This is a genomic window from Flavobacterium sp. PS2 (genome assembly GCF_046250155.1).
GTDB lineage: Bacteria > Bacteroidota > Bacteroidia > Flavobacteriales > Flavobacteriaceae > Flavobacterium.
This window is the reverse complement of the sequence record NZ_CP176426.1, coordinates 1,608,172-1,627,836: the sequence shown is the minus strand read 5'-3', so window position 1 is coordinate 1,627,836 and position 19,665 is coordinate 1,608,172. Positions and strand designations below refer to the sequence as shown.

Here is a 19,665-nt window from a genome sequence, read left to right as displayed (position 1 = left end):
TGGTTATAGCATAAATTTATCGAGAGCAGTATTTAGACATTCTTTGTAGGTTTTGCCAATGGTGATTTTGTTTCCCTTGGCAATAATATGGTTATCTTCTATGCTGTCGATATTAGTTAAATTGACTATTGATGAATTATGAACTCTCATAAATTCTTTGGGTAATACATCTATTAATTCTTTTAGAGATTTGTAATAGGTGTATTTTGTATTGTCTACAGTTATTATTTGCACATAATTTCCCAAACCAGTAATTACAGCGATAGTATCAAAGTATAATTTAATTATCTTTTTATCTGTTTTTATGAATGTGAATTTTTCAGATGTCATTGTGGTTTTGTGGTTTGTGTGGATTTTCAAAATTACACAAATACTATTGTATTGATGGTGTGGATAATAAAAAAATCCCCACAAACATATGCTTGTGAGGATTCTATTTGTATTGACAATTTTTAGACTGACTACTTAAAACTGTAACTGCGACTTAAAATTATGCATTAGCCGTAACAGCTTCTTTATCAATTTTTCCAATTAATCCAGCTAAAACTTTCCCAGGACCTACTTCTGTAAATAAAGTAGCACCATCGGCAATCATTTGTTGTACAGACTGTGTCCATTTTACAGGAGCTGTAAGCTGAATGATTAAATTCTTTTTTATTTCATTTGCATTAGAAACTGCACTTGCAGTTACGTTTTGATATACTGGACAAATAGGAGTAGAGAAAGTTGTTGCTTCAATCGCAGCAGCTAATTCTTCTCTTGCAGGTTCCATCATTGGAGAGTGAAAAGCTCCACCAACGGGTAATATTAAAGCGCGTTTTGCTCCAGCAGCTTTCATTGCTTCACAAGCTTTTTCAACAGCAGTAGTTTCGCCAGAAATTACTAATTGTCCAGGACAGTTATAGTTTGCAGCAACTACGATTCCGTCTATCGAAGCACAAACTTCTTCCACAACATTATCTGCTAATCCTAAAACTGCAGCCATTGTAGATGGAGTAATTTCGCAAGCTTTTTGCATTGCCAAAGCACGCTGAGAAACTAATTTTAATCCGTCTTCAAAAGACAAAGTACCGTTTGCAACTAGAGCAGAAAATTCTCCTAAAGAGTGACCTGCTACCATTTCTGGTTTAAAATCTTCTCCCAAAGTTTTGGCTAAAATAACCGAATGCAAGAATACAGCAGGCTGAGTTACTTTGGTTTCTTTTAGTTCTTCGGCAGTACCTTCGAACATGATATCTGTGATTCTGAAACCTAATATTTCATTAGCTCTTTCAAATAATTCTTTGGCTAAAGCCGAATTTTCATATAAGTCTTTGCCCATTCCTGTAAATTGTGCGCCTTGACCTGGAAATACGTATGCTTTCATTTCTTTTAATTTAAAAATTTAGTGATTCTAAGATTGAAAAATTAGTTTCAATTGAAAGACAAAAATACTATTTTTTTAGCTTGAATAATTCTTAAACATATAAATCCACAACAATCTCGAAAGTCGGATATTAAAGAAAGAAAAAGCAATAATCACTACGGCAATAATTGGAATGATTCTTAAATCGAAATTTTTTTCAAAGAAAAATTGAGCAATGCAATAAGTAGCAATACCTTGTGCTACAGTTAGTCCATAGCTCATATACATGGCGCCAAAAAAGAAACCAGGTTCTTTCTCGAATTTAAAACCACATTCACTACAAGTTTTGTGCATTTTCGGAAATTTGAATGTGAAAAATATATTTTTCTCATCTAGAACTTTTCCTTTGTGACAATTAGGACATTCATTTCTTAAAACATGGGTGATCATATATGACATAATTGATTCATTTTTTATTATATACAAAGATACCGCGCTGGTTTTCAATTCTGTTTTTATATCTTCGCTTATTATAGCACAATAAAGACATTTATAGCCATGAAAAAGTATCCAATTTATAGCGTTACCAATTTTAGTTGTAATGATACGAGGAGTGATTTTTATGTTAATTCGTTTACCGAACATTTAAAAACACACAGTTTTGTCGAGAAGCCACATCGTCATGATTCCTATTTAATGGTTTTGTTTACGGATGGTTCTGGAATTCATGAGATTGATTTTGATAGATTTGATATAAAAAAAGGAAGTTTGTTTTTGCTTCAGCCAGGGCAAATCCATTTTTGGAGTTTAGCACAAGATATTGAAGGATATGTTGTAATCTTCTCTCAGGAAATGTACAACCTGTATTTTGGTCAAAAAAAAATCAATGATTATGCTTTTTACAGTTCGATAAATAATAAACCTCAAGTTTATTTTGATGCCGATTCTATAAAAGGAATTGCGTCTTATTTTGAGTTGTTAATGCGAGAAAGTAAGCAGAAGAATAAATACCAGTTGGATAAAATGCTTAATCTTTTAGATTCAATTCATATAGAAATTGCAAGGAAATATGATGATTCTGATGTTCATGAAGTACATCCTTATAACATAAAAATAAAGAAATTTGAAGAGCTTTTGGAACTTCATTTTAAGACTAATAAATCGCCTTCATTTTACGCCGAACAATTACATATTACCTTAAAGCATCTGAATAGAATTTGTAATGATATTTTAAAAAAAACTGCGACAGAAGTAATTACAGACCGAGTTGTTTTGGAGATAAAAAGAATGCTAATTGATAAACAACTAGCAGTAAATGAAATTGCAGAAGAAGTTGGGTATGATGATTATTCGTATTTCTCCAGAGTCTTTAAAAAATATACCAACTTATCGCCAACCGAGTTTAGGAATTTGAAGAAGTAGCTTTTTTTGAGAGGTGAGAGAAGCAAGATGTAAGAAGCAAGATGTAAGAAGCAAGATAAGAGAAGTAAGATGTTAGAAGCAAGATGTTAGAAGCAAGATAAGAGAAGTAAGATGTTAGAAGTAAGATGTTAGAAGTAAGATGTTAGAAGTAAGATGTTAGAAGTAAGATGAGATGAGAGATGCGATAAGCTAGATGTAAGGTAAAAACGGTTGTCAGGCTGAGCGTCCCGATCCCGAAACTTCGGGACGGGAGAAGCCCCGCAAACATTCGGTGTTGTTTAGAAAACACAAAAAAACAAAACCCTATACTTCTTTCAAAGCATAGGGTTTTAACCAAATTAAATACTAAAATTTATGTAGGGGTAATTATTGTTTTGCAAATTGCAATTCGATGTTCAAACGAACATCATCGCTTACTAAAACTCCACCTGCTTCTAATGCTGAGTTCCAGTTTAATCCCCAATCTTTACGATTGATTTTTCCTGTAATATTCAAACCAACTTTTGTGTTTCCCCATGGGTCAGTCATGATTCCGCTAAATTCTACCGGAAGTTTAACTTGTTTTTCAACACCTCTGATGTCTAAATTACCAGTAAGTTCATAATTACCATCGTCTATTTTTGTAAAAGCGGTAGATTTAAAAGTCATTTTTGGACTGTTTTCTATATCAAAGAAATCAGCACTTCTTAAATGATTGTCTCTATCTGTGTTTCCAGTATCAATAGATTTGATGTCTGCAGAAAAAGTAATAGCAGCGTTCTCAAAGTTATTCTCATTGCTTGCAATAGTAGCTTCATAGTCATTAAATTTACCTGAAACATTAGTAAACATCATGTGTTTTACTTTAAATCCAATTTCTGAGTGTGTTGGGTCAATTGCCCATTTTGTAGTTGCCATAATTTTTTGTTTTTATTTATTAAATAATAGTTTTATATAATGTTGAATTAATAATTTACTTGCATCGGAATTTCCATTAATAAAAATTCCGTATCGGTATTTGCTGTAATAGTTGCTGTTTTAAAATCTTTGATTCCTATAGCATCACGAGTATTTAATTCTTGTCCGTTGATGGTTACGTTTCCTTTTAAAATAAAAGCATATAAACCGTTTCCTTCTTTTTTAACCGAATATTCTGTTGTGGTTCCAGCGTCAAAACTTCCCATATGAAACCAAGCGTCTTGATGAATCCAAACTCCAGCATCATCAGGATTCGGAGATAATACTTGTTGTAATTTATTATGTCTGTCTTCTGTTTTTAAAGAAATTTGTTGGTAACGAGGAGTTACATTGCGTTTGTTTGGGAACAACCAAATCTGTAATAATTTAGTTTGTTTATCTGCGTTTGGATTAAACTCACTATGTTGAATCCCTGTTCCGGCACTCATTACCTGGATATCTCCATGTTTAATGATTTCGGTATTTCCCATGCTGTCTTTATGAGCTAAATCTCCTTCTAGCGGAATGGTAATAATCTCCATATTATCGTGAGGATGCGTACCAAAACCCATTCCTGCTGCAATAGTATCGTCGTTTAAAACGCGAAGTGCTCCAAATTGTATGCGCTCTGAATCGTAATAGGTTGCGAAACTAAAACTGTGATATGCATTTAACCAACCGTGGTTTGCATTTCCACGAGTTTCGGCTTTGTGTATTACTATATTTTCCATGATTGTTTGTGTTTGTTGTTATTTGATAGGGCAAATTTACAACCAAAGGAAAGGGAGAGCACTTAACCTAGATTAAGAAATGACTTTTTTTGAGGTTCAAAGGTTTTTTTTGAGGTTCAGAGGGACAAAGGGACAAAGAGGCAATCCCGAAGTTTCGGGACTGAGTTGCTGAGGCTCTAAGGTTCTGAGTGATAAAGAAACAAAGACTTATTTTATCGTATAAAACAGATACAAGCTAACCGCAACATTGTCATTCTGAGCGAAATTGAAGGGTCACAAAGTAATATTCCCAATCCTTGCCGAGCTACTTACGTTGGACGGTTTTTTATCCATTCTATGCTTGCAATATTGCTAATCTTTGTCGAGTTTCTCGCGGAGATCTCTCCTTCGTCGAGAAGACAAGATTGTGTGAAAACGAGAAGATAAGATTGTGTGAAAATCTAAGAAGTCTAGTGCTTAAGAAGTCTAGAAATCTAATTTAACTATATTTCGCTATATACTGTTGTACCACTAAATCGGTGTTTTCGTGGCGTTTTTTGTTTTCAAGTTGTGTTGGAGGCGAGGCTCTTTCTAAGCAGTTTTTTACAGCGCAAGTTTCGCAAGTAACACCAACTATTTGTTTTACGACTGGTTTAGCTTCTATAAATTTGAATTTCTTTTTCATGGCTGGAGTAATCAAAATTCCAACCGAAATACTTCGGATGCAGTTTTCTACAAAAGGATCTTTGGTAGCCGATGAAAAAACCAAATATTCGTTTCCGCTATTCTCATAACTCGAAATTTGAGCGTCAAAGAAATGTGCTTTGTTTTGTTTAATCGCTTCGTCAATTGTTTTAATAGAAACCCATCGGCGGCAATAATGCTCATTCATTTCATTGGCATGAGGTTCTTGCTGATTGGTAATATGAAGTTCTTTTTTTATTTGATATGTTCCCGAGCCTATATGATGGGACATTCTCAGGAAGAATAAATTCTTTAAATGAAAATCCTTTGGCAAAAGATTGGTTAATCTCTGGTAAAATGATTCAGGCGAAACATTAAATTTTTCGATTAAAGCAACAAACTCTTCGGGTCTTGGATGCTCTTTGGTTAAGAAAAGATTAATGTCATCTATTAATAATTTTCTAGGTAGTAATAATGCTCCGGCAAAATAGGAAGCGTAAAAATTATGCAAGACCTGATCAAAATTATCAAATTTTATCCAGCTGAAGGTCAGTAATCTGTCGGTTATTTCTAAGTAGTTATAAGCTATTTCTTTGGCTAATATAAAAGCTCTTTGCGGATCATCTATTTCTTTAGAGAGTAATAAAGTTTTGCTTTTAGGAACATAAATAGATCGTAAATCGCCCAAAGCTTCCTGATCTTTAAAGAAGAGTTCTTTAATTGTATAACCGTATTCTTCTTTTAGAATGGCACTTAATTCCAAAGTTGAAATTTGATTCTCAAGATTAATCTGGAATGATTTTGAGAAAGCAACTACTTTATTTTCTAAATCTTCAAAGTAATTTGTGTGTGCTTCTTGGTAGGAACGCAAGGATGCCAAGAAAAAACTTTCCCGACTTAAATTATAGTGTTGTGCAATTTCTATTATAGTACTAATAAAGGCATTGACTTTTGCAGGAGCATTAGCAATAATATCAATCAAATCGTTTTCATGGATTCCAAAAAGCTCTAACGGAATTTCTTTTAAAATACCAGATTTTAAAATTTCACCTATCGGTGCTAAGTTGTTATCTAGTTTCAAAGAAACCATTTGATCGTAACTTATGTCAAGATTTTCGCACAAGAGTAAAATCTTATCAGTCTTCGGATATTTCTTTCCTTTTTCTATTTCGTTCAAATAGGATTTAGAAAGGTTCGTGAGTTTGGCTAAGCCAAATAACGAAAGGTTTTTTTGCGTGCGAACCTGTTTTAATTTAAGTCCGAAAATAAGCTTGATATAGTCTTTTTCAATGTCCATAACTCAAAAATACGCATTATAAAAATAATCGCCAAAAAAATATTTTTAATATTTAGCGAACGTTCGCTTGTTTTGTATTAAACTTTTTTATAACATTGTCGTATAAAATGTATTAGCTATGAAAAACCAATTGGAAATTACAGAGACGGCAATGGAGTTTTTAGCCGAAAAAAACAATTCTTATACTGCTATCTGGACAGATGAAGCAGTAGCTTTTATAACAGAATTGCATCGAAAATTTGATTCTCAACGTAAACTATTACTGTTTCAGAGAGAGCAGAAACAAATTTTATTTGATCAAGGCGTCATGCCAACTTTTCCAGTTGAAACTAAATTAGTCAGAGAAGATAATTGGACAGCAGAATCCATTCCTAAAGATTTATTGGATAGGAGAGTAGAGATTACAGGACCAGTTGATAGAAAAATGATTATCAATGCGCTTAATTCTGGTGCGAAAACATTCATGGCCGATTTTGAAGATAGTACTTCTCCAACATGGGGAAATTTAATGAGTGGACAAGTAAACTTAATCGATGCTGTAAATAAAACTATCAGTTTGACCGATGAGGTTAAAAATAAAACCTATCAGTTAAATGAAAATATCGCGACTTTAATTGTTCGACCTAGAGGAATACATCTTAATGAGAAACATGTTCTGGTAGAAGGTCAGGAAGTTTCGGGATCATTGGTAGATTTTGGTTTGTATGTTTTTCATAATCATAAAAAATTACTTGAAAACGGAACAGCACCTTATTTCTATATTCCAAAATTAGAACATTATCTAGAAGCGCGTTGGTGGAATAATGTTATTGAATTTACTCAGAACTATTTAAGAATTCCTCAAGGAACGATTAAAGTAACTGTTCTTATAGAGACGATAACGGCAAGTTTTCAGTTGGACGAAATTATTTTCGAATTAAAAAATCACATCGTTGGACTTAATTGTGGTCGTTGGGATTATATCTTTTCGTACATAAAAAAATTCCACAAACATCCTTCGTTTTTAGTTCCGGATAGAGATCAGGTAAATATGACTTCTCCTTTTATGAAAGCATATTCTAATTTGGTAATTCAGAGATGTCACAAAAGAGGAATCCACGCAATTGGAGGAATGGCAGCTCAAATTCCGATTAAGAATAATGATGAAGCCAATGCTATCGCTTTCGCGAAAGTAAAAACAGATAAAGAGCGTGAAGTACGTAATGGACATGATGGAACTTGGGTAGCACATCCAGATTTGGTTTCATTAGCAAAAGAGATATTTGATGCAGGAATGCCAACGCCAAATCAGATTCATATAGTAAGGCCACATCTTACAATTACCGAGCAAGATTTGCTTGAAGTGCCAAATGGTACCATAACAGAAGAAGGAGTTCGAAAAAATATTAATGTAGGGGTTTTGTATCTGGCTTCCTGGCTTAACGGACAAGGTGCAGCGGCTATACATAATTTAATGGAAGATGCGGCAACAGCAGAGATTTCGAGATCTCAATTATGGCAATGGTTGTATAACAAAGTGGTTTTGGATAATGGAAAGCAGTTGAATCTTGCCTATTATCACAAATTAGCTTTAGATGAATTCAGTAAAATTAAAAAGGAATTGGGCGAAGAAAACTATGAAAAACGCTGGTTTCCTTTGGCTGAAAAAGTACTAGAAAGGTTGGTTGTAACGCTCGACTTTGAAAACTTTCTTACTATCCCATGTTACAAATATCTATAATGAATTAAAAATTGAGAATTAAAAATTAAAAATCTGCGTTATCTGCTAAATCTGCGTGAAAAAATATTTTTAATTTTTAATTCTCAATTTTTAATTTAATAAAATGCTTTACTAACAACCCAAATAACTATACTATGAAAACAACAGAAGACAGAATTCAGGAATTGATCAACGATTGGTTAACAAACCCAAGATGGGCAGGAGTAGAGCGACCATACACAGCAACAGAGGTGGTTACTTTACAAGGTTCTTACGAAATAGAATATTCTATTGCCAAAATGGGCGCTCAAAAATTATGGAGAAAACTTAAAAGTCAGGATTTTGTAGCAGGATTAGGTGCTTTAACCGGTAATCAGGCGATACAAGAAGTTGATGCAGGTTTAGAAGCTATTTATTTGAGTGGATGGCAAGTCGCTGCAGATGCTAATTTGGCTGGCGAAATGTATCCTGATCAATCTCTTTATCCTGTAAATAGTGTGCCTATGGTGGTTAAGAAAATAAACAATGCTTTATTAAGAGCTGATCAAATTCAGGTTGTTAATGGGGTTCAGGATAAAAAAGATTATTTAGTGCCTATTGTTGCTGATGCCGAAGCTGGTTTTGGAGGAAACTTAAATGCATTCGAATTGATGAAATCTATGATTGAGTCTGGAGCTTCTGGAGTTCATTTTGAAGATCAATTGAGTTCTGCAAAAAAGTGTGGACATCTTGGAGGGAAAGTTTTAGTACCAACTCAGGAAGCTATTAATAAACTGGTAGCAGCAAGACTAGCGGCAGATGTTATGGGAACACCAACTCTTATTGTGGCAAGAACAGATGCTGATGCAGCTAATTTATTAACGAGTGATGTAGATCCTAGAGATGCTCCGTTTATTACTGGCGAAAAAACTAATGAAGGTTTCTTTTATGTAAATAGCGGAATCGATCAAGGGATTGCAAGGGGATTAAGTTATGCGCCTTATGCTGATTTAATCTGGATGGAAACCAGTAATCCGGATTTGGTATATGCTAAAAAGTTTGCTGATGCTATGCGTGAACAATTTCCTGATAAAATGCTAGCTTATAACTGTTCTCCATCATTTAATTGGGCTGCTAAATTATCTGTTGCCGAAATGGAAACGTTTAGAGAAGACTTGGCTGCAATGGGATATAAATTCCAATTTATTACGTTGGCAGGTTTCCACGCTTTAAATACAAGTATGTTTGAATTGTCTAAAGCATATAAAGAAAGAGGAATGGCAGGATATTCTGAATTACAGGAGAAAGAATTTGCTTTACAAAGTAGCGGATTTAGAGCTGTAAAACATCAGGCTTTCGTAGGAACTTCTTATTTTGATGCTGTACAAAATACAGTAACGATAGGTAAATCAACAACTACTGCAATGAAGCATTCTACTGAAGTTGAGCAGTTTTAATTCAATAAAACTAGTTCAATATTAAGAGGATTTTAAAATTTTAACCATTAAGATATTAAGAAAAATTAAGCTTTGGCCTTAATAAAACTTAATGTCTTAATGGTAAAATAAAAACTATTTCTTTAAAAGTCTTGCTTTCATTTTGCTAAAAAACTCGGGTGTAACGCCGATGAAAGAAGCAATTTGTTTTTGAGGTACTTTCTGGATTAGTGTTGGATATTTGGCGCAGAATTTTTCAAAACGTTCTTCGGCAGATAAACTTAGATTATCCATTAAGCGTTGCTGATTGGCAACCAATGAATTCTCGGTTAAAATCCTGAAAAAGCGTTCTAATTTTGGAATATCAAAATACAGTTGTTCTTGGTTTTCTTTGCTAAGAACGACAACTTCGGCATCTTCTACAACTTCAATAAATAGTTGTCCTGGTTTTTGAGTAATAAGGCTATACATATCGCTTATCCACCATCCTTGACAAGAAAAACTCAATACATGTTCTACAATATTGTCATTGATATTAAAACTTCGAATGATTCCTGAGTTTATAAAATAAGATTCTTTACAAACATTTCCTGCGTTTAATAAAATCGTTTTGGCTTTGTAGAAACGGGTTTCAGTTTTGGATAAAAAATGAGCTTGTTCTTCGGGAGTTAGCGAAACATGTTTGGCAATGTTTTCTAGAATTAATTCCATTAGTTGCTTTTTACCAATGTAAACGTAGTTACTTTATAACGGTTGTTTTCTATTTTTCCAGTTACTGCTGCTTTACGGATTGTATTACAAAAACCATCTTTTGCATGTGCATCGCCATGTTCGTCTATAGTAGTTCCATCTACGAAATAAGATTTTCCGTCTATGCGAACAGCTAAATCACAGCTATTTCCTTTCATCCCAAATTGACATTCTCCACAAGCTGTTTCTACAATTTGAGGTTTTTCGGTGGTTTTTTTGTCTTGTGCATTGATTGTGATACTTAAGAATAGAAATGCTAAGAATACTATTTTTTTCATCTTTTATAAAATTACAGTTATTAATTGTGCGGTTTTTTTTGCTCTTTCGACCACTTCTTCAATCGGTGTTTCTAGAATGTCGTTTGATAAAACAACTCCCATACGGCGGTAAGGTCTTGAAGTTGGTTTCCCAAAGATACGGAAGTCGGTTTTAGGTAATGCAGCAACTTTTTCGATTCCGGTATAAGTTGGATTGTTTGATTCTCCAGAGGCTAGAATTACTGCGCTTGCTCCAGCTTTTTCTAAGGTTATTTCGAAAATTGGCAAACTTAAAATAGCACGTAAATGCAATTCAAATTCGTTGAAGTTTTGTGTTCCTGCTAAAGTTACCATTCCGGTATCGTGTGGGCGAGGAGAAAGTTCGGAGAAATAAACTCCCTCGTTGGTTAAGAAAAATTCTACTCCAAAAAGGCCTGCGCCTCCCAAAGCTTCGGTTATTTTCTCGGCCATATCTTGGGCTTCGTATAAGTCTTTATCAGATACTCGGGCGGGTTGCCAACTTTCCTGATAATCGCCACGTTCTTGGCGGTGACCTATTGGTGCACAAAATAAGGTTGGATTATTATTTTGAGTAATTGTTAAAAGTGTAATCTCTGAATCGAAGTTTATAAACGCTTCTACAATTACCTCGATAACATCTCCGCGTGAACCTGCTACAGCATAATCCCAAGCTTTTAGGATGTCATCTTGGGTTTTTATAGTCGATTGCCCTTTTCCTGAAGAAGACATTAAAGGTTTTACAACGCATGGCATTCCTACTTCCTGAACCGCTTTTTGTAGTGCTGAAGCTGAGGTCGCATATTGATATTTGGCAGTTTTAAGTCCTAGTTCTTTGGCTGCTAAATCACGAATGGCTTTACGATTCATGGTGTAGTTTGCCGCTTTCGCAGATGGAACTACTGTAATGCCTTGTTTCTCGTAATCGTAAAATCGCTCGGTACGAATGGCTTCTATCTCTGGAACTATAAAATCGGGTTTGTGTTTGGCTACGATTTTGTCAAGGGCTTCGCCATCGAGCATATTGATTACTTCAAAGCCGTGTGCAACTTGCATTGCCGGAGCATTTTCGTAACTATCTACAGCAATTATGGTTTGTCCGATGCGTTGTGCAGCGATGGTAAATTCTTTGCCTAATTCGCCTGAACCTAGGAGTAGTATTTTCATTTTGGAGTTTTGTGATGTTCTAAACAAAAATAGTCAATTTGATTAAATCTTGTTTGTTCATTACCAATTCAAAAAATCTAATGATCAAATCCTTTAAAAAGTTTACTTTTTTTTATGATTTTATGCATTATGAAAGTAATTAGAATAGAGAAAAACCAAAAGAAAGGAATTGTTGCTTTTTGATAAAAGATTTTTCTTGCCGGAAGGGTTTTGTCTTCTTTTTTTGCCGGATAAGCAAAATCTATCCCTTTTCGATGCCATACATAAAGATGAGTTTTTCCTATTGAATCTGTTACACTTTCTTCATTTCTGGACTTATTGAGTAAAATAATTGTGTTATAATTATCAAGATCTTTAGAGTAACCATCAACTCTGGATTCAGGATCAGGTGCAAAATATGCTAAAGAATCCATCACAATATGTTTCTTTTGATATTTATCGTAGTTAATATAAGTGTCGTTATAATATAGAATAGTACAAATGTCGCCTATAGCAGGAAAGAAACTTATCAAAGCAAAGAAAGTAGAAATGGCGCCTATTAACCGTATCCATCTTCTGTAATATATGTCGTTGCTGCTCAAATTATGAGTTTTTCTGATTAAGTTTTACAATTACTAAACTGCTAATAAAAGTGAATATCATTAATAGAAATGATAAAAATAGTATCATTAGTATTGAAAAAACAATTTGATCATAAATTTGGGAATGTAATACAACAGAAATCCCATTAACAAACTGTCCAATTATATAAAGTATAAAAAGAGCTATTATGATTTTTATGCTTACTGCAAATGAGAATTGTGAGCAAGCTTGAAAATATGTTATTTGGTTTAATGAATGACTTATTTTTTTAGCTGTATTCCAAAATAGAAAAATGATGAATAATGGAAATAGAATTCCCCAGAAAATGGGATTCCAAAAAATACCAAAATCACATATTTTGACACAAAGGTCAATAAAATAACTTTCGGAGAAGATTAGTAACGGAAATATAGCACACACAAAAATTCCAGCAATAATCGAATGTTTTGTTATGCTATTATTTAGTGCCATTTGGGTTTAGTTTTGAGAGTAAAGATAAAAAAATGGAATTTATTCTCGCGGAGATTTTACAGATTCGGCTGATTTAATTGTTTGTTGTGTCGTAATACTGTGTGTAGACGCACTGCGGTGCGTCTCTACAATCTGTATGTGTAAATCTATTGTGTTTTGTATGTGTTTCAATTTGTGTAGAGACGCACCGCAGTGCGTCTACGTAATCTGCATCTATAATCTATTTTTTTGTATGTATTGATTTATCCGCAAAGTTCGCAAAGGTGTACGCGGAGAGAGCAAATTTTTTGATGGGAAGTTAAAATAAGGTTCGCAAAGGTTTCACGCAGATTTTGCAGATCCGGCAGATTTAATTGTTAGCTGTGTCGTAATACTGTGTGTAGACGCACTGCGGTGCGTCTCTACAATTGGAACGTGTAGCTAGATGTGTTTTTTTTTGTGTTTTAATTATTGACAATCAATTTGTGTAGAGACGCACCGCAGTGCGTCTACGTAATCTGCATCTGTAATTTATTTTTTAGGATGTATTGATTTAACCGCAAAGTTCGCAAAGGTTTCACGCAGATTTTTATTTAATCGGTAATTTAATTTTTAGATAAAGAAAGTATACAGTTTGTCATTTCAGAAATGATAAGATTATGGAAATGAAAGTGTAATTGTAAACGTGAAATTTCTTGTTTTACGGTTTGCGTGAGGGATAGGAGCGGATAGCCCACAGCCTGACGAAGGAAGTGCGAGGACTTGTAGCGAATAGCCCGACCCTTGTGGTCACGCCCAAATTTAAAGTCTTTTATGGAGTAATTATTTGTTAATAATTATGGTTATAACTTCTTGTTTGACTAATAAGGAACTTCCTTTAAAGCGATACTATATTTATATATTTGCCGGCTTACAAATAATAATTATAATTTAAAATAATGAAAGTAAAATTTTACTTAATAGTAAGTGCTTTATTAATGTCGGCATTAGTACATTCTCAGTCTGGAGGAATTACATTTAACTTGGGAATGGGAGAGCAAAAAGCTGATGCAATTGTTTTTAAAAAAGACAAACAAAAAATTAGTGGAGTAGTTAAATTTCCTGAGGTTGCTGATAAAAAGGTAAAAATTAAAGTAGGTGATGAAAATGAAAAGTATGCAAGTAAAGACATAGATTCAATTCAGATTTTTGACCAGAATAAAAAACTGACTTATGTTTTTGTATGGACAAAAACAAAAGTGTACAAAAAAAAGGGTACGGAGTTTAAGATTATTGATGAAAGCTGGATATGTAAAATAATTAATGGAAATGTATCTTTATATTTAGGAGGTGAGGAATACGGGATAAAAGAAGTTAAGGTTGAAGATGAAAAGACTAAAGAGAAGATAAAAGAGAATAAAATGAAAGTTGTCTCTAAAGATGTTAATCATTACATGAAAAGGAGTAAGGAAGATTATCCTGTATTGGTTTCTATAAGTTCAAATGCTCTTTCTGCAGGATACAATGCTTTTTTTAGAGAGTATGGAGTTTATTATTTTAGTGATGATTCTGAAATTGCTAAGAAAATAGAAGATAAAGAATATAAGTATTATGATATTGAGGTTGTTGTAAATTTGTATAACAAAAAAAGAGAGCCTAAAATTGAGCCAAAAGTTGAGCCAAAAACTACGAAAACTACAAAACCAAAGACAACTAAAAAAACTACCAAGAAAAAATAAGCAATAAAAAAAGCGATACTTTATTTTAAAAAAGTATCGCTTTTGTGTTTTTAATGAAAGTGGTCTTCTTCGATTTCAAATTCGGCATCTTTCTCCCAAATTTCCATTTCGCAAGGTTTACAGTTGAATTTTAGTTTGTATTCTAGTTCACCTTGTTTTAATACCAATGGTTCTTTTACTTTTACACCCATTATGTCTTTTTGGTGTATTGGGCATTTTTTTAATTCGTATTTGATGCAATATTTAGTAGTCATTACACGAGATTTTCCTGGATCCCATTGTAATTCAAATGCTTTTTCGATTTCGGTTACGCCATGACGTTCGTAGAATTTACGAGCTGTTTTGTTCGAAACGTTGTACATGAAATCCAATTTGGTTTCTGGATACGGATGTGAAGTTTTTACCAATTGGTGTTCTTCACGTTTGTAATTTGCCAAACGAATTTCGGTTAACTGATCGTAAACAGTTCTTCGCATTTCGTTGATTTTAGAAATAGGAAGGAACCAGTTTTGAGTAAACATGACATTAATTTCATCGGCTGTATAAGGTGTAAATCCTGTTTTTGCCAATTGTGTTTTGATGTTTTCTTCGATTGATTCACCAGTTTTGGTTTGTTCTTTAGAATGTTCTAAAGTAACAATACTAACATTTCCGTCTTCGTCGGTTGCTATTAATTCAAAACCTGTTTCGTTTTCTGTAAGTAGTAAAGTGGTGCTTAGTTTACGTACGGCACTATCTTCTCTTTCTACAATTTTGATGAAAGCGGCATCGTTATTACGGTAGATAAAAGTTCCGTCTTTTACTTCTTTTAAAACGTTTGGATAAATTTTACCGTTTTCGGCTTTGTTTACATAGATTCCGTCGGCTTCGTTATTTTCGTTGATGAAGCAAAGTCCGTCACCGTTGTTTAACAATTCGCCATTTTCGATTTCGTAAGCATTTCCAACAGTTCTGATTAATTTACCAATATATTGTCCTTTTGATTTTGGGCTTTCCCAAGATCCAATACTATGATTTCTATCGTTTACAAAATAGTCGGTATAACCACGGTTGAAAGTTCTGTTTAAAGAAGAATCAAAAGTATAGGTACAAGTTCCTGATGAAGCTTTAGTGTATTTATCATTTCCTTCACCTTCTAAGAAACTATCTAATTTTTGACGTAAAAAGGACACGTTGTTTTTAACATAAACAACATCTTTTAGTCGTCCTTCGATTTTAAAAGAAACGATTCCTGCTTCAATTAAATTCGGAATTTGGTCTGAAATATCTAAATCTTTAATCGACAGTAAGTGACTGTTTTTGATTAAAGTTTCTCCGTTTCCGTCAATCAAGTTATAAGGTAAACGACAGTTTTGAGCGCAAGAACCACGATTGGCGCTGCGTTCTCCGTTTGCCACACTCATATAACAGTTTCCACTGAAAGAAACACATAAAGCTCCGGTTACGAAAAACTCTAGTTCAACATCTGCTTCGTCGTAAATCGTTTTAATTTGATGCAAATTCAATTCACGGGCCAAAACCACACGTTTTATTCCGGCATCTTTTAGGAACTTAATTTTATCAGCATCACGATTATTAGCTTGTGTACTGGCATGTAGTACAATAGGAGGTAACTCCATCTCCATGATTGCCATATCCTGAATAATTAGTGCATCTACACCAATATCGTATAATTCATAAATCATTTGACGACACGTTTCTAGTTCGTTGTCGTACAAAATGGTATTCATTACCACAAAAACCTGAGCATTAAATAAGTGAGCATATTTTACTAATGCAGCCACATCTTCTAGTGAATTGTTGGCATTAGAACGTGCTCCAAATTGTGGTGCACCAATATAAACTGCATCGGCTCCACTATTTATAGCTGCCATTCCTCCGATTAAATCTTTAGCAGGAGCTAATATTTCGATTTTTTTCTTCATCGAGTTGATGATAAATTATTTATTTCTAAAACTTTATGCTTTTTGGCTTTCGCCTAAAAAAGTTTGCAAAGTTCTTATAAATTATTTGAGTTTGCTAATACTGAAGTGACTTTTTTTTAAATAGTTAGATAATATGGAATGATGATATTTAAGGTTTTTAATTTATTTATTTGATTCATAAGTAAGTTGTACTACCCCAGATTTGAAAGTATTGGTTTTAATAAGTTTTAGCTCTACTCGTTCTTTTAAGTCTTCAAACAATGGTTTTCCGCTTCCTAAGGCTATTGGATGGACTGATATTCGGTATGTATCAACAAGACCTAATTGGATAAATGTCTTAATAAGACTTGCTCCACCATACAGCCATATATCTTTTTCGCCATGTTTTTTTATTTCGGTTACCTTATTAATGATATCAGTATTTATGAAAGTGGCTCTGTCATCATGTATATTCTGACTCGAAAAAACAAATTTTTCTTTTGAATGTACTGCTTGCCATAGTTTTTGTTCTGCTGAACTGGTGCTTGTGTCTGGTTGATAATTTCCCCACATATCATAACTTACTCTACCGTAAAAAATAGTATCTATGGTTGATAAAAAACCATCAAAGTCCATATCATCATCCATGATGCACCAATCAACTTCTCCGTTTGGACCTTCAATAAATCCATCTAAGGTTACGGCTAAATCTAGAATTACTTTTTTCATTTGTAAAATATTTAATGTTTGACTTGCTTTGGTTTTCGGATATAAAAATATCGTTTTCAACTTATATAAAATAAAAAAACTACTCGGTTTATTAACTAAGTAGTTTTTGTTTTTGAAAATATTTTTATTGATTTGAGGAGATTGAGTTTTGAATTATCTCCAAATCAATTGAAATGAGTGTTCTTTTTGCATTACCAATTCACGGGAAAAGTATATCCTGCTGTAAATGCACCGAAACCTTGTTCACCTGATAGATTTCCGTAAAAGGTAACTCCAATTTCTATGTTGTTTTTCGGACCCAATGCAAGTCCTAAGCTAATTGGAATATGTGGAACTACACCGCTTTTTTTCTCATTGACTTGATTAGTGTAGGTTTCAAATGAACCGATAGAAGCGCCAATACCAGCTTCAATAAATGGTGCAACCCAAGGAATTGGTGCGCAAAGACGAACTTTTGCTCCTAGTAAAAATGCATTAGTTTCTACTTTGTAGCCTTGTGGGTTTTTAACGGCATCTTCGCTAGTTGAGGTAAAAATAACGCCAGCATAAGGTCTTACGCTAAACCATTTGGTAACTCCTATTATATATTCTCCTTGGGCAAAAAAACCAGTGCCATCTATGATTTCCGGGTTTTCTTCTTCGTAATTTGAAGTGCTAGATCCATAGCCTATTGAGACTTTGATAAAATTTCCTTCTGTTTGGGCTTTTGCCAGATTAGATGAAATTATTGTAAAAATAATAATGATAAAGATTTTCCGAAATACAGAATTCATAATTAGGTGGTTATTTGGTTTGTAATGTTTTATAATAAAGATTATATTCTTCATATTGTTGTTTTATAGGAATCTCATATTTGTTTAAATGCTATAAAACGGTTTTTATTTGCGGGCTAAAAATACTAATAATATAATCTAAAAAGTAATGTTTGTTTGGTGAGTAATAATACAAGGGTGTAAGGAACTTGGTTTCGTGTATTTAATATCAGCATGCAGACAGGAGTAGTAATAGAAAACAAAGTTCATTATGTTTTTCATTTTTTAAATTCTATCCTGTTTTAATTATAGCTCACGGTTTCAACCGTGTGATGCGGATTGCGATAATACATTGTGCTCCAACGGTTGAAACCGTTGGCTATGTTTACAATATGTTATTTGTGCTTGCAATCTGTTGTTTATTAGTAAAGTTGATAGTGATTAGTTTTTGGGTTAGGGATAGGAGCGATATCTTTTATTTTTCTTTAAAAAATAAAAGATATAGTCGGATAGCCCGACCGGAGGAAACCCCATAAAAAAAAACAGCTTAAAGTATAAAGTGATGAAACTTTAAACCTTAAGCCGTTTTAATAAACTTATTTTATGTTGTTATGCAGCCAAAGCTTCTTTGATTCTGCGTAATGCTTCTTTTAGGATATCGTCGCTTGTTGCGTAAGAGAAACGGATACAATTTGGATTTCCGAATGCGTCTCCTGTTACTGTTGCAACATTTGCTTCGCCAAGAAGATACATAGATAAATCATTAGCATCTTTGATGTGTGTTCCTTTTAATGTTTTTCCGAAGAAAGAAGATACGTCAGGGAATACGTAAAAAGCTCCTTCTGGAACGTTGATTTTTACTCCTGGAATTTCTTTTAATAATCCAACTACTAAATCTCTACGTGTGTGGAAAGCCTGTACCATGTGGTTTAATACACTTGGGTCAGCATCTACAGCTGTAATTGTAGCACGTTGTGCCACAGAATTTGCTCCAGATGTTACTTGTCCTTGAATTTTTGTACACGCTTTTGCGATGAATTCTGGAGCTCCAATATAACCAACTCTGTATCCTGTCATGGCAAATGCTTTTGCAACTCCGTTTACAGTGATTGTTTTTTCTAACATTCCCGGAATTGAACCGATACTGCAGAATGTTCCTGAGAAATTAATGTGCTCATAAATTTCGTCGGCAACTACGTATATATTTGGATGTTTTTCTAACACTTTTGCAAGTGCAGTTAACTCTTCTCTGCTGTAAACTGAACCTGAAGGGTTACAAGGAGAACTGAACCACATCATTTTTGTTTTTGGTGTAATTGCAGCTTCTAATTGTGCTGGTGTAATCTTGAAATCTGTATCTACCGATGTTGGAACTTCTACTGGAACTCCTCCTGAAAGTTTTACGATTTCGAAATAAGAAACCCAGTATGGTGCTGGTAAAATAACCTCGTCACCTTCGTTTAACATTACTTGTGCAATGTTATATAATGATTGTTTTGCTCCTGTAGAAACTACAATTTGAGTTGGTTTGTAGTCTAATCCGTTATCTCTTTTGAATTTTCTGCAAATTGCTTCTCTCAATTCTAAATAACCTTCTACTGGAGAATATGTACTGTAATTTTCGTCGACTGCTTTTTTAACTGCTTCTTTAATAAAGTCTGGCGTGTTAAAATCAGGTTCACCTAAACTTAAACTGATAATGTCTTTTCCTTGTGCTTTTAGTTCGCGTGCCAAAGCTGCCATTGCTAGAGTTTGTGATGTCGCAAGGTTGTTGATTCTGTCTGAAAGAATATGGTTCATTATAAAATTTTTGAATGTCCTTAATTTCAA

18 protein-coding genes are annotated in these 19,665 nt (G+C 33.7%); 4 read left to right on the top strand and 14 right to left on the bottom strand.

The genetic code is table 11. The features are described from left to right. Positions 1-3: 3 nt before the first annotated feature. The 3 genes from ACJ6WR_RS06875 to ACJ6WR_RS06865 form a co-directional block, all read right to left on the bottom strand. Complete coding sequence (locus ACJ6WR_RS06875; RefSeq protein ID WP_323488700.1) at positions 4-330, bottom strand: LytTR family DNA-binding domain-containing protein; 327 nt, start codon at positions 328-330, stop codon at positions 4-6. Positions 331-490: 160 nt separating this feature from the next. Beyond that, entirely contained in the window at positions 491-1,366 is an 876-nt protein-coding gene (gene fabD, locus ACJ6WR_RS06870) for an ACP S-malonyltransferase (protein ID WP_409417423.1), read from the bottom strand. Between the two features lie 75 nt (positions 1,367-1,441). Further along, on the bottom strand, positions 1,442-1,804 hold the full coding sequence (locus ACJ6WR_RS06865; protein WP_039114773.1) for a DUF983 domain-containing protein: 363 nt from the start codon (positions 1,802-1,804) through the stop codon (positions 1,442-1,444). Positions 1,805-1,903: 99 nt separating this feature from the next. Between ACJ6WR_RS06865 and ACJ6WR_RS06860 the strand changes: the two genes are divergently transcribed. Next, positions 1,904-2,767 (top strand): AraC family transcriptional regulator, encoded by an 864-nt coding sequence (locus ACJ6WR_RS06860; RefSeq protein ID WP_409417422.1) that lies wholly within the window; start codon positions 1,904-1,906, stop codon positions 2,765-2,767. 366 nt (positions 2,768-3,133) lie between these two features. Here the strand turns inward: ACJ6WR_RS06860 and ACJ6WR_RS06855 are convergent, their stop codons facing one another. The 3 genes from ACJ6WR_RS06855 to ACJ6WR_RS06845 form a co-directional block, all read right to left on the bottom strand. Further along, the gene (locus tag ACJ6WR_RS06855) at positions 3,134-3,664 is read right to left on the bottom strand and encodes a YceI family protein (RefSeq protein WP_039118501.1); all 531 of its coding nucleotides are present in this window, start codon (positions 3,662-3,664) and stop codon (positions 3,134-3,136) included. A gap of 47 nt (positions 3,665-3,711) precedes the next feature. Next, positions 3,712-4,434: a pirin family protein gene (locus tag ACJ6WR_RS06850; RefSeq protein WP_409417421.1), complete on the bottom strand. Its 723-nt coding sequence runs from the start codon at positions 4,432-4,434 to the stop codon at positions 3,712-3,714. 478 nt (positions 4,435-4,912) lie between these two features. Next, on the bottom strand, positions 4,913-6,394 hold the full coding sequence (locus ACJ6WR_RS06845; protein ID WP_039114767.1) for a helix-turn-helix domain-containing protein: 1,482 nt from the start codon (positions 6,392-6,394) through the stop codon (positions 4,913-4,915). 118 nt (positions 6,395-6,512) lie between these two features. On the opposite strand from ACJ6WR_RS06845, the gene aceB reads away from it, so the two are divergent. Beyond that, positions 6,513-8,114: a malate synthase A gene (gene aceB / locus ACJ6WR_RS06840; protein ID WP_409417420.1), complete on the top strand. Its 1,602-nt coding sequence runs from the start codon at positions 6,513-6,515 to the stop codon at positions 8,112-8,114. A 134-nt stretch (positions 8,115-8,248) separates the two neighbouring features. Further along, positions 8,249-9,529, top strand: a complete 1,281-nt coding sequence (gene aceA, locus ACJ6WR_RS06835; protein WP_409417419.1) for an isocitrate lyase — start codon at positions 8,249-8,251, stop codon at positions 9,527-9,529. A gap of 114 nt (positions 9,530-9,643) precedes the next feature. On the opposite strand, the gene ACJ6WR_RS06830 is transcribed toward aceA, so the two are convergent. From ACJ6WR_RS06830 to ACJ6WR_RS06815, 4 genes are read right to left on the bottom strand one after another with little or no spacing between them, the layout of a single operon-like run. Beyond that, positions 9,644-10,219, bottom strand: coding sequence for a Crp/Fnr family transcriptional regulator (locus tag ACJ6WR_RS06830; protein ID WP_039114761.1), 576 nt, complete (start codon positions 10,217-10,219; stop codon positions 9,644-9,646). Next, on the bottom strand, positions 10,219-10,536 hold the full coding sequence (locus tag ACJ6WR_RS06825) for a DUF6370 family protein (protein WP_409417418.1): 318 nt from the start codon (positions 10,534-10,536) through the stop codon (positions 10,219-10,221). Before ACJ6WR_RS06825 ends, ACJ6WR_RS06830 begins: the two co-directional genes overlap by 1 nt. A 3-nt stretch (positions 10,537-10,539) precedes the next feature. Continuing rightward, the gene (gene purT / locus ACJ6WR_RS06820; RefSeq protein WP_409417417.1) at positions 10,540-11,727 is read right to left on the bottom strand and encodes a formate-dependent phosphoribosylglycinamide formyltransferase; all 1,188 of its coding nucleotides are present in this window, start codon (positions 11,725-11,727) and stop codon (positions 10,540-10,542) included. 50 nt (positions 11,728-11,777) lie between these two features. Next, positions 11,778-12,281 carry a hypothetical protein gene (locus ACJ6WR_RS06815; protein ID WP_409417416.1) on the bottom strand — a complete coding sequence of 168 codons (504 nt, stop codon included), beginning with the start codon at positions 12,279-12,281 and terminating at the stop codon, positions 11,778-11,780. Positions 12,282-13,670: 1,389 nt separating this feature from the next. Between ACJ6WR_RS06815 and ACJ6WR_RS06810 the strand changes: the two genes are divergently transcribed. Continuing rightward, positions 13,671-14,450, top strand: a complete 780-nt coding sequence (locus ACJ6WR_RS06810; protein WP_409417415.1) for a hypothetical protein — start codon at positions 13,671-13,673, stop codon at positions 14,448-14,450. A gap of 50 nt (positions 14,451-14,500) precedes the next feature. On the opposite strand, the gene ACJ6WR_RS06805 is transcribed toward ACJ6WR_RS06810, so the two are convergent. The 4 genes from ACJ6WR_RS06805 to ACJ6WR_RS06790 form a co-directional block, all read right to left on the bottom strand. Further along, positions 14,501-16,375 (bottom strand): peptidase U32 family protein, encoded by a 1,875-nt coding sequence (locus tag ACJ6WR_RS06805; RefSeq protein ID WP_409417414.1) that lies wholly within the window; start codon positions 16,373-16,375, stop codon positions 14,501-14,503. A 162-nt stretch (positions 16,376-16,537) separates the two neighbouring features. Beyond that, positions 16,538-17,083, bottom strand: coding sequence for a dihydrofolate reductase family protein (locus tag ACJ6WR_RS06800; RefSeq protein ID WP_409417413.1), 546 nt, complete (start codon positions 17,081-17,083; stop codon positions 16,538-16,540). A gap of 191 nt (positions 17,084-17,274) precedes the next feature. Continuing rightward, positions 17,275-17,910, bottom strand: coding sequence for a hypothetical protein (locus tag ACJ6WR_RS06795; RefSeq protein ID WP_409417412.1), 636 nt, complete (start codon positions 17,908-17,910; stop codon positions 17,275-17,277). A 534-nt stretch (positions 17,911-18,444) separates the two neighbouring features. Next, positions 18,445-19,635 (bottom strand): pyridoxal phosphate-dependent aminotransferase, encoded by a 1,191-nt coding sequence (locus ACJ6WR_RS06790; protein ID WP_039116426.1) that lies wholly within the window; start codon positions 19,633-19,635, stop codon positions 18,445-18,447. Positions 19,636-19,665 lie beyond the last annotated feature (30 nt).

What these genes read in the sequence shown, in the direction of transcription:
- aceB (WP_409417420.1), top strand. Translation starts at nt 6,513, where the DNA reads ATGAAAAACCAATTGGAAATTACAGAGACGGCAATGGAGTTTTTAGCC.
- ACJ6WR_RS06860 (WP_409417422.1), top strand. Translation starts at nt 1,904, where the DNA reads ATGAAAAAGTATCCAATTTATAGCGTTACCAATTTTAGTTGTAATGAT.
- ACJ6WR_RS06875 (WP_323488700.1), bottom strand. Translation starts at nt 330, where the DNA reads ATGACATCTGAAAAATTCACATTCATAAAAACAGATAAAAAGATAATT.
- fabD (WP_409417423.1), bottom strand. Translation starts at nt 1,366, where the DNA reads ATGAAAGCATACGTATTTCCAGGTCAAGGCGCACAATTTACAGGAATG.
- ACJ6WR_RS06865 (WP_039114773.1), bottom strand. Translation starts at nt 1,804, where the DNA reads ATGTCATATATGATCACCCATGTTTTAAGAAATGAATGTCCTAATTGT.
- ACJ6WR_RS06845 (WP_039114767.1), bottom strand. Translation starts at nt 6,394, where the DNA reads ATGGACATTGAAAAAGACTATATCAAGCTTATTTTCGGACTTAAATTA.
- ACJ6WR_RS06790 (WP_039116426.1), bottom strand. Translation starts at nt 19,635, where the DNA reads ATGAACCATATTCTTTCAGACAGAATCAACAACCTTGCGACATCACAA.
- ACJ6WR_RS06825 (WP_409417418.1), bottom strand. Translation starts at nt 10,536, where the DNA reads ATGAAAAAAATAGTATTCTTAGCATTTCTATTCTTAAGTATCACAATC.
- ACJ6WR_RS06810 (WP_409417415.1), top strand. Translation starts at nt 13,671, where the DNA reads ATGAAAGTAAAATTTTACTTAATAGTAAGTGCTTTATTAATGTCGGCA.
- ACJ6WR_RS06800 (WP_409417413.1), bottom strand. Translation starts at nt 17,083, where the DNA reads ATGAAAAAAGTAATTCTAGATTTAGCCGTAACCTTAGATGGATTTATT.
- ACJ6WR_RS06830 (WP_039114761.1), bottom strand. Translation starts at nt 10,219, where the DNA reads ATGGAATTAATTCTAGAAAACATTGCCAAACATGTTTCGCTAACTCCC.
- ACJ6WR_RS06850 (WP_409417421.1), bottom strand. Translation starts at nt 4,434, where the DNA reads ATGGAAAATATAGTAATACACAAAGCCGAAACTCGTGGAAATGCAAAC.
- ACJ6WR_RS06805 (WP_409417414.1), bottom strand. Translation starts at nt 16,375, where the DNA reads ATGAAGAAAAAAATCGAAATATTAGCTCCTGCTAAAGATTTAATCGGA.
- ACJ6WR_RS06855 (WP_039118501.1), bottom strand. Translation starts at nt 3,664, where the DNA reads ATGGCAACTACAAAATGGGCAATTGACCCAACACACTCAGAAATTGGA.
- ACJ6WR_RS06795 (WP_409417412.1), bottom strand. Translation starts at nt 17,910, where the DNA reads ATGAAGAATATAATCTTTATTATAAAACATTACAAACCAAATAACCAC.
- aceA (WP_409417419.1), top strand. Translation starts at nt 8,249, where the DNA reads ATGAAAACAACAGAAGACAGAATTCAGGAATTGATCAACGATTGGTTA.